The sequence below is a fragment of the Saccharopolyspora sp. NPDC045839 genome (genome assembly GCF_056431645.1).
Map to the genome: position 1 here is coordinate 93,463 of NZ_JBWKKH010000003.1, position 13,199 is coordinate 106,661.

Sequence of the window (13,199 nt, forward strand, 5' to 3'; positions counted from 1 at the left end):
ATCTTCCGCGCGACAACTGCACTGCCCTCGTGCGTCACCGAAGACGGAATGCGAGTCAATCCGATGAGAATACCGCAGGACAAGGACGTTCCGGCCCGGCACTACCGTCAGCCGAAGGGCGTCGAACAGTACGGCGTCGAGGCGATCCCCGATGACAAGAAGACCGTCCGGTGGTGGGACGTGTCATTCATGATCATCAACTTCCTGATCAACCCGGGCATGATTCTGGTCGCCGGTGGCGCTGTCGCCGCCGGCCTTCCCTTCTGGGGCGCCGTCGCCACGATGCTCGCCGGGATCATCATCGCCTTCGGCGCCTACTCGATCATGGCCACCATCGGCGTCGACTACGGCCTGCCAGGCCAGGTCGGCACCCGCATCACCTTCGGGATGCGCGGTGCGAAATGGATCCCATCCACCCTGCACATGATCAGCTCCGTCTACTGGTTCGCGTTCCAGACCGTCGCGGGAGCCCTCGGGATCATCGCAGTGCTGCGCGCGCTGACCGGGCACACGCTGAACTTCGCCCTCGTCAGCGTGATCTTCGCGATCGTGCAGGCCGCCGTCGCCCTCGTCGGCTACGACTCGGTGAAGGTGCTGGCCCGGATCGCCTTCCCCACCAAGATCATCCTGACGATCGTCTTCTGCACAGTGCTGATGACGCACGACGACCCGCAGTACGCGCCGGGTGCGGTACTCGGCATGAATCAGCCAATCCCCTGGGAGTGGTCACTCGTCGCGTTGTGGCTGAACAGCGTCGTGTCCGCCTGGCTGTCGATGATCACCAACGCCAGCGACTTCTGCCGCTACTCCCGCAGCCGGGTCGACATGTGGCTGGGCACCATGGCCGCCGCCGTGCTCGGAACACTCATCACCGCGTTCGTCGGCTGCTATGCCGCAGTGGCATCGGGCGGCAACGCCAACGCCTTCGACGTCATCGCCCACATCACCAGCAGCCCCCTACTGCTCGGCCTCGTACTGCTGTACATCGTGCTGGACAACTGGACGATCAACGTCCTGAACCTGTACACCGCAGGTCTGGCACTGGTCAACATCATCAGGTGGCTCGGCCGGTTCTGGGCGACGCTGGGACTCGCCGTGATCGGCATCGTGCTCTCGCTGCTGCCCGAACTGGTCAACGGGTTCACCGGTTTCATGACGGTGATGGGCAACCTGTTCGCTCCCGTCGCCGGCGTGCTGATCGCCGACTACCTCTTCTGCAAGCGCAGGGGAATCGACATCACCGAACTGTTCACCAAGGACGGTCGGTACTGGTACTGGTCCGGCTTCAACTGGCTGGCCATCGGCTGGACGATCACCGGCTTCCTGGTGTACTTGGTGTTGCCCGACGCCGCGGTACCATCCGTGACCTGCCTGGCGATCACCGGCGCCGGCTACCTGATCACTACCTGGCTGCTCGCCGCGCGGTTGCCGCGGCTGCGCGCGGCCAACGCGCCCGTTACCCGCGCAGCACCCCCTGCGGCCACACCTCATTGATGGCATCGGAAAGCCCTTTCAACCCGTCGCAGCAGGGGGCTTGTTGATGCCGTTGTACTGGCGAGCGGACCGCCATGCCTTGGGACTTGAGCCGAATTCAGAGCGGAACCAGCGGGAGAAGGTGCTGAGTGCGGAGAAGCCGAGCAGTTCTGCCACCTGGGTCAGGGGGCGGCTCTGGGAGCTGATGTATTGCTGGACGAGTTGCCTGCGGGTGGAGTTGAGGACCGACGAGAATGTTTCGTCGAACCTGGCGAGGTGTCGGTGCACCGTCTTGCGGTCAACTCCAAGACTGTGCGCGACCTGCTGGAGTGAGCAGCGTCCGGTCGGGAGCAGTGCTTCGATGAGGTCCCTGATCCGGTCGACGTCGGCGGCGGGTAGCGGGGACGCGATCGCTTCGAGGTACTGCCGGGCATAAGGCCGCAGCAGGGGGTCGGAAAGGGTGTTGGGGGCGTCGAGATCACTGGCGTACACGACGACGCCGTCGAACTCCTCGCCGAAGCGGATCGACCGGCCCAGCACGCGATGGTGAGTGGCGAGGTCCGCCGGTCGGTCGTGGCTGAAGCAGACGGCGACCGGCTCCCAGCCGTGGCCGGTGAGGCTGCGGATGTTGCAGAGGATGACGCCCACGATCAGTTGGGTGGCCTGGCGGCATTCGGCGGGAGCGCCCAGGGCGCTGTCCACCTTGATGGTGACGAGGCCGTTGGTTTCGGCCATCCGGATCCGGAGCGCCTCGTTGTGCAGGTGCAGGTAGCGCGTGATCATCTCCAGCGCGCTGCGCACGTCCGGCTCCTCGCGTGCGGCGAGGCTGACGGGGCCCAGATTCGAGAACGGCCGGTCTTCGGCGAGTCTCAAACCGAAATCGTCTCGACCGGTCGCGATCGCGGTCAGCTCCAGGAGCTCAGCGACCGCGTCGGCGGAGATCCATTTGTTGTGCGCGGCCAGATCGGTGGCGTGCAAGCCGGCCGATCGCAGCAGTGGCAGCGGGTCGACGTTCAGGGCGCGGGTGAGTTCCAAGTAGCCGTTCAGCGCGGCGTTGCGGACGAGCGGTCTCACGAGACACCTCCAGATGCCACAGAATGTCAAGTATTCTGCCACGTCAGGTCAAGCATCTTCGGTTGATTGTGCCTAGTCTTCGGGTTATCCCGGCACCGGAGCCGGCTGTGAACCCGGAGGATGCGCATGGTCAGGTTGTCGTGGCGCAGTGAACCACCACTGATCTTGGACACCTCCGGCTCGGCAGCGCATCTCATCTCCCGGCGCTATGCGTGGGGCGTGTTCGCGATGGCGTTCGCACTGGCTGTCACCGACTACGTCGACCGGCAAATCATCGTCTCGGCGTTCCCCTACCTGAAAGCGGAGTGGGGACTGTCTGACACCGCGCTCGGTGCGCTGATGTCGGTGGTCTCGATCGTGATAGCCGCGGCCGCGCTGCCCACCGCGCGGGTGGCGGACCGCTGGGGACGGGTGAAGACCATCTCTGCGATGGGCTGCTTGTGGAGCCTTGCGACGATCGGGTGCGCCGTGTCGGCCAACTACGCGCAGCTGTTCGCGGCTCGGGCGCTGCTCGGCGCGGGCGAGGCGGGCTACGGAGCGGCCGGCGGAGCACTGCTGTCCAGCTACTTCTCCCAGCGGTCGCGCGCGACCGTGCTGAGTGCGTTCCAGGCAGCCGGACCGCTCGGATCGGTCCTGGGCGTCCTACTCGGCGGCCTGGCCGTCGCGCACTGGGGCTGGCGCATGAGCTTGGTCGTCTTCGGCATTCCCGGCCTGGTACTGGCGCTGTTGTTCCTGAGGGTGCGCGACTACCGCACGCCCGCTCTTGCCGCCGAAGCTCCCTCGGGCGCCGAGAAGCGAGCTGGTGGGACGAGGACGGCCCGACCAGGGATGTGGCTGACACTGGGTGAGCTGCTTCGTCCCCGCACGGCGATGGCGTGCTACGCGGGCGGGGCGTTGAACCTGATGGTGCTGTCCACTATGTACACGTGGCTGCCCAGCTACCTGGGAAGGGCTTACGGTCTGGCCACCGACAGGGCCGGCGTGTGGGCCGCCATGGTGATCCTGGCCGGCTTCATCGGTGCTATCTCGTCCGGCTATCTCGCCGACCGCCGCGCCGCGGTGCGCCCGGCTCACAAGCTGGTCGTCCCCTCGGTGCTGGCAGCCGTGACTGCGGTGCTGCTGTGCACCGCGTTCGGCGCGCTGGCTCCCGGCGGCCTTCAGTTCACCCTCATCCTGGTGGCTGGATTCCCGCTCGCCGCCGCGCTGGGCACGGCCCCGGCCGCCGTGATCGATGTCGTGCACCCCTCGTTGCGGGCCACCGCGGGCGGCGTGGTGGTTCTCGTGCAGAACCTGTTCGGTCTGGCGGTCGGTCCGCTCCTCACCGGGTGGCTCTCGGACGGCTTCGGCCTGCAGACCGCGCTCGCGGTCATGCCCCTGTTCTGCGTCGCCGCCGCCGCGGCCTTCTGGTTGGGCTCGCGGACCTATGACGGGGACCTCGCCGCCGTCACCGGCAGTGCATCGGCGGCGACCACACCCCTCACCCGAGAAACGGAGTTGAACGGATGAAAACCGACAGCGAGCCGGCCCGTGCCGGGATCGTGAACCAGATGCGCGCCCGCGGCGCTTGGAACCCGTTGTGGGACAAGCTGGACGAGTGGGATCCGGCCTGGACCGAGCAGTTCATGGCCACTGGCATGCAGCCCTGGCAGAGCGGAGTGCTGGACCCGAAGGTCATCGAACTGCTCTGCATCGCCGTGGACGCTTCCGCCACGCACATGTACGCCCCCGGGGTGCGCCGGCACATCCGGGCGGCACTGGAACTCGGCGTCACTCGTGCGGAGATCCTCGAGGTCCTGAAGCTGACGACGCTGGTCGGCATCCACGCGTGCAACATCGGCGTCCCCATCCTCGCCGAAGAGCTCGCAGCACGCGAGCAGCGCACCGGCGACTGAGCACTCACCACAACCACGAAACCCACCCCGACAAGGAGGCAGGACATGCATTTCCTCGACGACTCGCTGCTGCCGGAGAACCAGGAGAAGCTGGTCATCCAGGTCGCCCCGTACGGCCCCGAATGGCTGCCCGGCGACTCCGACGACATCCCGGTGACCATGGATGAACAGGTCCAGAAGGCCGTTGACTGCTACAACGCCGGTGCCCAACTGCTGCACATCCACGTTCGCGAGCTGGACGGACGCGGGTCCAAGCGGTTGTCGATGTTCAACGAGATGCTCGACCGGCTGCGGGAGGCCGTGCCGGAGATGATCCTGCAGGTCGGCGGGTCCATCTCGTTCGCGCCCAAGGACGAAGGCGAAGCCGCGGAGTGGCTCGACTACGACACCCGGCACCTGCTGGCCGAACTCGACCCCAAGCCGGACCAGGTGACGATCGCGATCAACACCGGCCAGATGAGCATCGTCGAACTGCTGACCCAGGACGACATCGCCGGCACCTCCATGCAGAACCCGCAGCTCTACAAGGCATACCGGGACATGGTCAGCGAGGCCGGCCCGGAGTTCTACCTCGAACACCTCAAGCGGCTCACCGAAGCCGGCATCCAACCGCACTTCATGCTCGGAAACCTGCCCTCACTGGAAACCGTGGAGCGGTTGATCCGAGCCGGGGTCTACACTGGCCCGCTCAATCTCAACTACGTCGCCATCGGCGGCGGAGCGGCGGCCTTGCACCCCGCGGACCTGGTCGAGTTCGCTCGTCGCAGCCCAGACGGTGCGGTACTCACCATCGAGAGCATCATGCGTTCCACACTGCCGATGAACACCATCGCCATCGCGTTGGGCCTGCACGTGCGGGTCGGCATCGAGGACAACCTGTGGGCGCCCCGCAAGGAGCGCATCACCTCCGTACAGCAGGTCGAACAGATCGTCCGCATCGCCAACGAGCTGGGACGCGACGTGGCCAGCGCCGAGGAAGCCAAGCGGATCTACCGGATCGGCGAATACTGGTCCACTGCCGAAGAGACACTCACCTACCTTGGTCTGCCGCCGAACCGTCGCGCTGGTGAGCGGGGTGTCCCGCTGCGCCACCGTGCTCCGGCGAAGCCCGTCGGCATGCCGTCGGTCCACGAATCCGGCACCACCGGGGAGTCTCCGGTTGGGGCTGCCCGCGCTCTGGTCTAGGACCGCGCGGCCGACCCCGCTCGATCAATTCGTGGGTGCGTCGGACCGTTCCCGTTCGCCGGGGCGGTCCGGCGCACCAGAACCTCTCCTCAATCGCGCCAAGCCCGTGGCGCGGCGTGCGCCGAGAACGGCGCACTGCACGCCGAACACCACCAGCTCTCCGCGGCCAGTGCTTGCGCTCGCTACCCATACTGCGAAAGACCCTGGAGTTCTCGATGCTCAACCTCGCCATCGTGTTGGAGGACAGTGCCCGGTCGGTGCCCGGTCGGGTGGCGGTCGTGTCGGGCGAGCAGCGGTTGACCTATCGACAACTTGACGCAGCGGCCAATCGGGTCGCTCACCTGCTCGCGTCGCGAGGAATCGTCAAGGGCGACAAGGTGGCGCTGTCCTGTCCCAACATCGCGTGGTTTCCGGTGGTCTACTACGGGATCCTGAAGTCCGGGGCTGTGGTGGTTCCACTCAACGTCCTGCTCAAGCGCCGCGAGATCGCTTACCACCTCGCCGATTCCGATGCGAAGGCGTACTTCTGCTTCGAAGGCGGCGCAGAGCTCCCGCTTGGCCGCGAAGGCCGCTCCGCATTCGATGACACGGACGGTTGCGAGCACTTCTTCCTGATCTCCGGCGACCCAACGGAGCCGCCGAGCGCAACGCCCTCTGCGGATGAAGGCGAGAACCTGGCCCACGCGCTCACCACGCAGCCCGCTGCCTTCGACACCGCAGTGACAGAGCCCGGCGACAGCGCGATCATCCTGTACACGTCCGGCACCACCGGCCGGCCGAAGGGCGCCGAACTCACCCACGCCAACATGATCTTCAACGCGCTGACCTGCCACAAGCTGTTCGGCGAGGTCGAGCACGACGTCCACCTGGTCACCCTGCCCCTGTTCCACTCCTTCGGCCAGAGCGTGCAGCTGAATGCCGGGCTCGCCGCGCGGTCCACCTTGGTCTTGATGCCGCGGTTCGACGCCCGAGGCGCACTCGAGCTCATACGGCGCCACGAGGTGACCTTCTTCGCGGGCGTCCCGACGATGTACTGGGGCATGCTCGGCGAAGATACCGCCGATGCGGACGTGTCCGCCGTCGCGAAGAACCTCCGGATGGCCGTGTCCGGTGGCGCGGCGCTGCCGGTGGAGATCCACCGCAGGTTCGCCGAGACCTACGGGTTGGAGATCCGCGAGGGCTACGGGCTCTCGGAGACAAGCCCGGTGGCAACCTTCTCCCCCCGTGGGACCCGGGTACGGCCAGGGTCCATCGGCGTGCCGATCTGGGGTGTGGAGGTAGACCTGGTGGCACCGGACTGGACCCCGGTCGGGCCGGGGCAGACCGGGGAGATCGCGATCCGCGGGCACAACATCATGAAGGGCTACTACCGCCGCCCCGACGCGACCGCGGAGGTCATGCGCGACGGCTGGTTGCGCACCGGCGACCTCGCCTGCCGGGACGAGGACGGCTGGCTCTACATCGTTGACCGCGCCAAAGACGTGATCATCCGCGGCGGCTTCAACGTTTACCCGCGCGAGATCGAAGAAGTCCTGCTCGCCCACCCCGCTGTCAGCATGGCCGCTGTCGTCGGCATCCCCCACCACCGCCACGGCGAGGAGATCAAAGCCTACGTAGTCCCCACCCCGGGCGCGGACATCACCGAGGAAGCCCTCACCGACTGGGCCCGATCAACAATGGCCGGCTACAAATACCCGCGCCTCGTCGAGTTCCGCGACGCCCTACCCACGAATGCCACGGGCAAGATCCTCAAGCGAGAACTCCGCCGTACCGACCAGGCGACCCGCCCGCGGTAACCCATCGGCCGCCAGACGCTCGTCCCGCACCAAACCAGCCGGGGAAAGCTTTCGCTCCCGGGCTGCACTGATCCACCAGAAGCATCCTGGCTCGCATGACGCCATCGCCTGGGCGGCGCGCTCCCGCTCTCGGCCTACAGGAGGTTCTCATGGACTTGTCCGGAAAGATCGCACTCGTCACCGGGGCGGGGCCCGGATTGGGCCGAGCGTGCGCGGTGGCGCTCGCCGAAGCCGGTGCAACGGTCGCCATCTGCGACATTAACGAGACCACTCTCGCCGAGACCGGGGAAGCGATCCAAGCCCACGGTCGTGAGTGCCTCGCGATCAGGTGCGATGTCTCCTCCAGCACCGAGGTTCGGACCATGTTCGAACGAGTGGCGGAACGCTTCGGCACTGTGCACGTCCTGGTCAACAACGCTGCCCTGACCCCCAACCGAGAGACTGACACCGCGCGGCGTAACAAGCACTACACGTACATCTCGACGCCCGTACCACGCCAGTCGCTGGGATTCACCGCCGAAATCAGCGATGAGGAGTGGCACCGCTACTGGGGTGTCAACGTGCACGGAGTCTTCTACTGCACCCGCGAAGCGCTGAAGCTCATGGAGCCGCAACACGACGGGAAGATCATCAACATCGCCTCCATCGCCGGACTGTCCGACCTCAGCACGCACAGCCCGCACTACAGCGCCACCAAAGGTGCCGTCATCGCGTTCACCAAGTCGGTGGCGGCGGAGGTCGCCGGAGCAAACATCTTCGTCAACGCGATGGCCCCGGGTGGAGTGGCCACCCCGGAGTTCAATTCCTATCTCGACAAAATCGGCGAAGAAGGCCGCAACCAAATGTGGCAACGTTGCCCGCTCGGTCGTCTCGGCACCGTTGAGGAATACGCCTCGCTCGTCGTCTACCTAGCCGGTTCCCACTACCTGATAGGTCAGGTCATCAGCCCCAACGGCGGCGCGGTCATCTGACCGGCTTCGCGCCGGCCCGCTTTCCACTGCACGGAAGTACAGTGCCAACGCCCCCGTAGCACGGACGTCCAAAGAGATCGAACAGTCGCTACGTGGAAACGGCCTTCGACCGACCGGACCAGGTAATTGGTCCGGTGGTTGAGATCAGGCTTGATCGTTTGTGTGGGATGATTTTGGGGTGCAGCGCCGGGGATGGCTGCTCGGTGATCGTTGACCTTGTCCGGCTCTTCCAAGGAGAACAGGCGTTGCTTGCCGTCGCGTACGAGCCACTGCGTGCCACGGCGTTGCGGGCGCTGTTCCACGGGTCCGCACCCGGTCGTCGAGGCAGGCGAGGCCGCTATCCGCTGCATCACCCGATTCGTCCGGCGGGGCGCCGCTTCCACGTCACCGGCCTCTAATAGGGAGTTCAACCAGTGCCACGAGGCTGTCGGGGCAACCCCCGTCCCGTAGCCGAGGAGCACATCCATGGTCGACATCGACCGCCGCAGGTTCCTGTCCATCGCCGGTGGTGCCGCCGCCCTGACGATGCTCGACCAGACCATCGCGCGCGCCGCGGCCATCCCTGCGAACCGGGCCACCGGCTCGCTGCAGGACGTCGAGCATGTCGTCGTCCTGATGCAGGAGAACCGCTCGTTCGAGCACTACCTCGGCTCGCTGCGCGGCGTCCGGGGGTTCGGCAACCCGCACCCGGCGACCCTGCCGACTGGCAAGACGGTGTGGCACCAGACCGACGATGTCCATGAGGTCCTGCCCTTCCATCCCACCGCCGAGGACCTGGGCGCGCAGTTCCTGCAGGGGCTCGACCACACCTGGAAAGGTGGCCAGCAGGCGTTCAACAACGGCGTCTACGACCGGTGGATCCCGGCGAAGACCCCGGTGACGATGGCCTACCTGGAGCGCCAGGACGCGTCGTTCCACTACGCCCTGGCCGACGCGTTCACGGTCTGCGACGCCTACTACTGCGGGTTCATCGGCAACACCGACCCGAACCGCTACTACATGTGGACCGGCTGGACCGGCAACGACGGTAAGGGCGGTGGCCCGGTCCTCTACAACGACGAGCTCGGCTACGACTGGACGACGTACCCGGAGCGGCTCGAAGCGGCCGGCGTCTCGTGGAAGGTCTACCAGGACGAGGGCATCGGCCTCGGCGGTGGCGGCCAGCACTGGGGCTGGACCGACGACCCCTACATCGGCAACTACGGCGACAACGCGCTGCTCTACTTCAACAACTACCGCAACGCCCAGCCCGGCGACCCGCTGTACGAGAAGGCACGTCGCGGCACCCGGGCCCGCGACGGCCAGAGCTACTTCGAGATCCTCCGCCAGGACGTGCAGTCGGGGAACCTCCCGCAGGTCAGCTACATCGCCGCGCCCGAGGCCTTCAGTGAGCACTCGAACTGGCCGACCAACTACGGCGCCTGGTACCTCGCGCAGGTCCTGGACGCGCTCACCTCGAACCCCGAGGTGTGGAGCCGGACCGCGCTGTTCATCACCTACGACGAGAACGACGGCTTCTTCGACCACCTCGTGCCACCGCACGCCAACAGCCGGCTGATCCCGGGCGCCTCGACGGTGCCCACCGACAACGAGTTCTACGCCGGCAAGCCGGGCGATCCGGGGTACGTCGCCGGCGCGTTCGGCATGGGCCCGCGGGTGCCGATGTTCGTGATCTCGCCGTGGAGCACGGGCGGCTGGGTCTGCTCGGAGACCTTCGACCACACCTCGATCATCCGGTTCATGGAGGAGCGCTTCGGTGTCATGGAGCCGAACATCACCCCGTGGCGTCGCGCCGTGGCCGGTGACCTGACCTCGGCGTTCGACTTCTCCCGCACGATGGGAGAGCTGCCGGTGCTGCCGTCGACCGAGGACTGGAAGCCGTTCGACAACAAGCGGCACCCGAGCTACCACCCAACGGCACCGGCCGCCGGCACGATGCCCAGGCAGGAGCCCGGCACCCGTCCGGCCCGCCCGCTCGGCTACGACCTCGACGTCCACGAGCTGCCCGCGAAGGGCGCGATCAAGGTCGAGCTCGCGAACAACGGCAAGCTCGGCGTGCACGTCCAAGCCCGGCTCATCGCACCGGACGGGGCCCCGCACAGCTACACCATCGGCGCGGGCGACGACCTCACGGCGTCCTGGCCCGTGTCCGGGGCGTACGACGTGCAGGTGCACGGACCCAACGGCTTCTTCCGCCGGTTCGCCGGCGACACGGCCAGGGACTCCGCCGCCGTCAAGGTCCGCCGCCAGAGCGACAGCCGGACGCTCGTCATCACGGTGACCGCCCCCACAGACGTGACCGTGGTGGTCGAGGACGCCTACCGCGGTGCCGTCCCGGTCCAGGACGGGCGGGCGATGCTGGACACCCGCGCCTCCGGCGGCTGGTACGACGTGACCGTCGCCGTACCGGGAACCGCCTGGAGCCGGACGTTCGCCGGCCACCTCGAGGACGGCCGCGCATCGGTCAGCGACCCGGCTCTCGGCCGCTGAGCCCGCGCGCCGGCCCGCCATGCATGGCGGGCCGGCGCCACTTCAGGCGCGGTTCCCGGCGTCCATTCGCCGCCGCTCGAGGGGCCGGCTGCGACGAGGAAAGCTGTCCGAGGCGCTGCGGATCGGCCCACCGGCCGTGGCCGGTGTCGCATTCCTGGCCGTCGCGCGGGAGGGGCTGGAGACCGCGGTGTTCTTCTTCTCCAGCGTGCAGTCCGCCGGCGGCGGAACCGCGCAGCCGTTGCTGGGATTCCTCGGCGGTATCACCCTTTCCATCGTTTTCGCCTGGCTGCTTTACCGGGGCGCGATCCGGCTCGACCTGTCCCGGATCTTCACCATTACGGGGATCCTGCTGGTGTTCGTCGCCGCCGAGGTGCTCGCCTACGGCGTGCACGACCTTCAGGAGGCGTCGCTGCTGCCAGGGCTAAACGCCCTCGCGTTCGACGTCAGCGAGCAGGTCCCACCAGAGTCGTGGTGCGGCACCCTGCTCAAGGGCATCTTCAACTTCTCCCCCGCGACCAGCGTCCTGGAAGCCGTCGTCTGGATCGGCTACGTCGGCGTGATCCTCACATTGTTCGTGCTGCCGCAGCGCACCCCGGCAAACTCATCGCAGACCAGCTAGATGATTGATTCCGGACTCGTTTCGGGTGGCGGTGCGGGTAGCGGAACCTGAGCGGCCTTCTCGGCTGTGGGAGCCCCTCCTTATGTATGTCCAAGTGCTTGAACATCTGCTGTCAGGTACGCGCCGGAATCGCGCCGCAGCCGAGGTCGATCCACACTCGCTCCATCGCCAATGGGACTTCGACCCGAATCTGCCGGATTAGCGTGGCGAGTCAGGGCCGAGCAGACTGACGACACGACACACGTCTCGTGGAGGGGGCTACACCGTGACGACGGACGCTCATTTTCCTCCCGTGCAGGTGCTGGTCTTCAGTGCCGCGCTGCGTGCCGGGTCCATCAACACCCGGCTCGCCTCCCTTTCGGCTCGCCTGATCGCACAGGCCGGCGCCGAGGTTGATATCGGCCGCATGCACGACTTCGACATGCCCTTGTACGACGGTGACGTCGAGGCCGCCGAGGGGCCGCCCCAGGGAGCGCTGACCCTGCGCGACCGGATCCAACGCTGCGATGCCTTCGTCGTCTCCTCCCCCGAGTACAACGGCTCCGTCCCCGGGGTACTCAAGAACGCCATCGACTGGGTTTCGCGCATCACGCCGCAGCCGTTCAAGAACAAGCATGCGCTGCTCGTCTCGGCCTCCCCGTCGCTGGTGGGCGGCAACCGCGGGCTGTGGGCGCTGAGGGTCCCGCTGGAACACCTCGGAACACGGGTCTACCCCGACATGTTCAGCCTCGCCAGGGCCTACGAGGCGTTCACCGAAGACGGGCAACTGGCCGAGCCCGTTCTCCAGCAACGCCTGGCCGATACCGTCTCGGCATTCGTCCATCTCGTGGAAGCCGACGTGCGGTACGTCTGCCTGCGGCGCCGCTGGTACGAGTTCCCGGCCGAATTCACGGAGGCGCCGGTCACCCATCGGGCCGAAGACTGAACGGCCCGATTCGACGGCGGCGCTCACCTCGGCATCCGGCGCAGTGGGCCTGCGCGACTGCCTGACCATGTGCTGGGCCGGCCAGCACTCTCCGGTGGCTGCAGGACCGGACCTCACGGAGCGCCCATTCCGGCCAGTAGTGATCCGCAGGCCCACAAGACCAGCCGCTGTCACGGAGCCACCACCGAAATCAGCCGCGGTCAGGCTCCGGGGGCGCGGAAGTCGACAGTCTTCCTCGCAGCCTCGTCGATGTCCTCGGGACGGAAGAGCGGCACCGCCCTGGACATCACGCCCCCGGTGGCCCGCACCGCCATAGCCGTGGCGACCATGGAGATGTCGTCGGGCATGTCGACCACGATGTAGAAATCGTTGTCGCCGAACGCGAAGTACATCGATTCGAGCGTTCCGCCGCACGACCTGAGGACCCTTTCAACGGCCTCCCGTCGCCCGGTTCCGCCCTCAGCGAGCACCCCCTTCGTGCCCTCGGCGGTGTAACTGCCCTGCACCAAGTACTTCGACATGTCGCTCCCCCACTTCACCGTGCGACCACCCGCGGCCGCGCTTCTGCTCCCACCCTCGGGCACGAGAGCTGGCTGGGCCATTCGAAGCGGCCGACCGGACTCCTCACGCGCAAGGCGACGAGCGGTCGCCCGGTGGCACCTACGTGCAGAGCGACATACGCGGGTCGGCGGCAGCTGGATCTCGCCGACCGCACGATGTCGACTGCGGATGGCGGTACCGCGTTCGGTATGCACAGTTCGGCAGTCCGCAGAC

11 protein-coding genes and 1 pseudogene are annotated in these 13,199 nt (G+C 67.0%); 9 read left to right on the forward strand and 3 right to left on the reverse strand.

Annotated elements, in window-relative coordinates; genetic code table 11:
- Positions 1-63: 63 nt before the first annotated feature.
- Positions 64-1,494, forward strand: coding sequence for a purine-cytosine permease family protein (locus tag AC07EQ_RS06045; RefSeq protein ID WP_478386821.1), 1,431 nt, complete (start codon positions 64-66; stop codon positions 1,492-1,494).
- A gap of 18 nt (positions 1,495-1,512) precedes the next feature.
- Here AC07EQ_RS06045 and AC07EQ_RS06050 read toward each other — a convergent pair whose 3' ends face one another.
- Positions 1,513-2,547, reverse strand: a complete 1,035-nt coding sequence (locus AC07EQ_RS06050) for an AraC family transcriptional regulator (RefSeq protein WP_478386822.1) — start codon at positions 2,545-2,547, stop codon at positions 1,513-1,515.
- A gap of 165 nt (positions 2,548-2,712) precedes the next feature.
- Between AC07EQ_RS06050 and AC07EQ_RS06055 the strand changes: the two genes are divergently transcribed.
- From AC07EQ_RS06055 to AC07EQ_RS06075, 5 genes are all read left to right on the forward strand, one after another.
- Positions 2,713-4,053 (forward strand): MFS transporter, encoded by a 1,341-nt coding sequence (locus AC07EQ_RS06055; RefSeq protein ID WP_478386823.1) that lies wholly within the window; start codon positions 2,713-2,715, stop codon positions 4,051-4,053.
- Positions 4,050-4,439 (forward strand): carboxymuconolactone decarboxylase family protein, encoded by a 390-nt coding sequence (locus AC07EQ_RS06060; RefSeq protein ID WP_478386824.1) that lies wholly within the window; start codon positions 4,050-4,052, stop codon positions 4,437-4,439. The genes AC07EQ_RS06055 and AC07EQ_RS06060 overlap by 4 nt, the downstream gene beginning before the upstream one ends.
- 45 nt (positions 4,440-4,484) lie before the next feature.
- Entirely contained in the window at positions 4,485-5,624 is a 1,140-nt protein-coding gene (locus AC07EQ_RS06065; protein ID WP_478386825.1) for a beta-keto acid cleavage family enzyme, read from the forward strand.
- Positions 5,625-5,839: 215 nt separating this feature from the next.
- On the forward strand, positions 5,840-7,420 hold the full coding sequence (locus AC07EQ_RS06070) for a long-chain-fatty-acid--CoA ligase (RefSeq protein ID WP_478386826.1): 1,581 nt from the start codon (positions 5,840-5,842) through the stop codon (positions 7,418-7,420).
- Between the two features lie 149 nt (positions 7,421-7,569).
- Positions 7,570-8,391 (forward strand): SDR family NAD(P)-dependent oxidoreductase, encoded by an 822-nt coding sequence (locus AC07EQ_RS06075; protein WP_478386827.1) that lies wholly within the window; start codon positions 7,570-7,572, stop codon positions 8,389-8,391.
- On the opposite strand, the gene AC07EQ_RS06080 is transcribed toward AC07EQ_RS06075, so the two are convergent.
- Positions 8,355-8,693: a hypothetical protein gene (locus tag AC07EQ_RS06080; RefSeq protein ID WP_478386828.1), complete on the reverse strand. Its 339-nt coding sequence runs from the start codon at positions 8,691-8,693 to the stop codon at positions 8,355-8,357. The two genes, AC07EQ_RS06075 and AC07EQ_RS06080, sit on opposite strands and share 37 nt — an antisense overlap.
- 163 nt (positions 8,694-8,856) lie before the next feature.
- On the opposite strand from AC07EQ_RS06080, the gene AC07EQ_RS06085 reads away from it, so the two are divergent.
- The 3 genes and pseudogenes from AC07EQ_RS06085 to AC07EQ_RS06095 all read left to right on the forward strand — a co-directional run bounded on the left by AC07EQ_RS06085 (position 8,857) and on the right by AC07EQ_RS06095 (position 12,425).
- Entirely contained in the window at positions 8,857-10,881 is a 2,025-nt protein-coding gene (locus AC07EQ_RS06085; protein ID WP_478386829.1) for a phosphocholine-specific phospholipase C, read from the forward strand.
- A 94-nt stretch (positions 10,882-10,975) separates the two neighbouring features.
- Positions 10,976-11,500 (forward strand): annotated as a pseudogene (locus AC07EQ_RS06090) (FTR1 family iron permease); the annotation flags it as partial.
- Positions 11,501-11,792: 292 nt separating this feature from the next.
- Entirely contained in the window at positions 11,793-12,425 is a 633-nt protein-coding gene (locus tag AC07EQ_RS06095; protein WP_478386830.1) for an NADPH-dependent FMN reductase, read from the forward strand.
- 200 nt (positions 12,426-12,625) lie between these two features.
- On the opposite strand, the gene AC07EQ_RS06100 is transcribed toward AC07EQ_RS06095, so the two are convergent.
- Positions 12,626-12,946: a GYD domain-containing protein gene (locus AC07EQ_RS06100; RefSeq protein WP_478386831.1), complete on the reverse strand. Its 321-nt coding sequence runs from the start codon at positions 12,944-12,946 to the stop codon at positions 12,626-12,628.
- Between the last annotated feature and the right edge of the window lie 253 nt (positions 12,947-13,199).

Coding starts and splice junctions, on each gene's coding strand:
- AC07EQ_RS06045 (WP_478386821.1), top strand. CDS start 64: ATGAGAATACCGCAGGACAAGGACGTTCCGGCCCGGCACTACCGTCAG.
- AC07EQ_RS06060 (WP_478386824.1), top strand. CDS start 4,050: ATGAAAACCGACAGCGAGCCGGCCCGTGCCGGGATCGTGAACCAGATG.
- AC07EQ_RS06065 (WP_478386825.1), top strand. CDS start 4,485: ATGCATTTCCTCGACGACTCGCTGCTGCCGGAGAACCAGGAGAAGCTG.
- AC07EQ_RS06070 (WP_478386826.1), top strand. CDS start 5,840: ATGCTCAACCTCGCCATCGTGTTGGAGGACAGTGCCCGGTCGGTGCCC.
- AC07EQ_RS06075 (WP_478386827.1), top strand. CDS start 7,570: ATGGACTTGTCCGGAAAGATCGCACTCGTCACCGGGGCGGGGCCCGGA.
- AC07EQ_RS06085 (WP_478386829.1), top strand. CDS start 8,857: ATGGTCGACATCGACCGCCGCAGGTTCCTGTCCATCGCCGGTGGTGCC.
- AC07EQ_RS06100 (WP_478386831.1), bottom strand. CDS start 12,946: ATGTCGAAGTACTTGGTGCAGGGCAGTTACACCGCCGAGGGCACGAAG.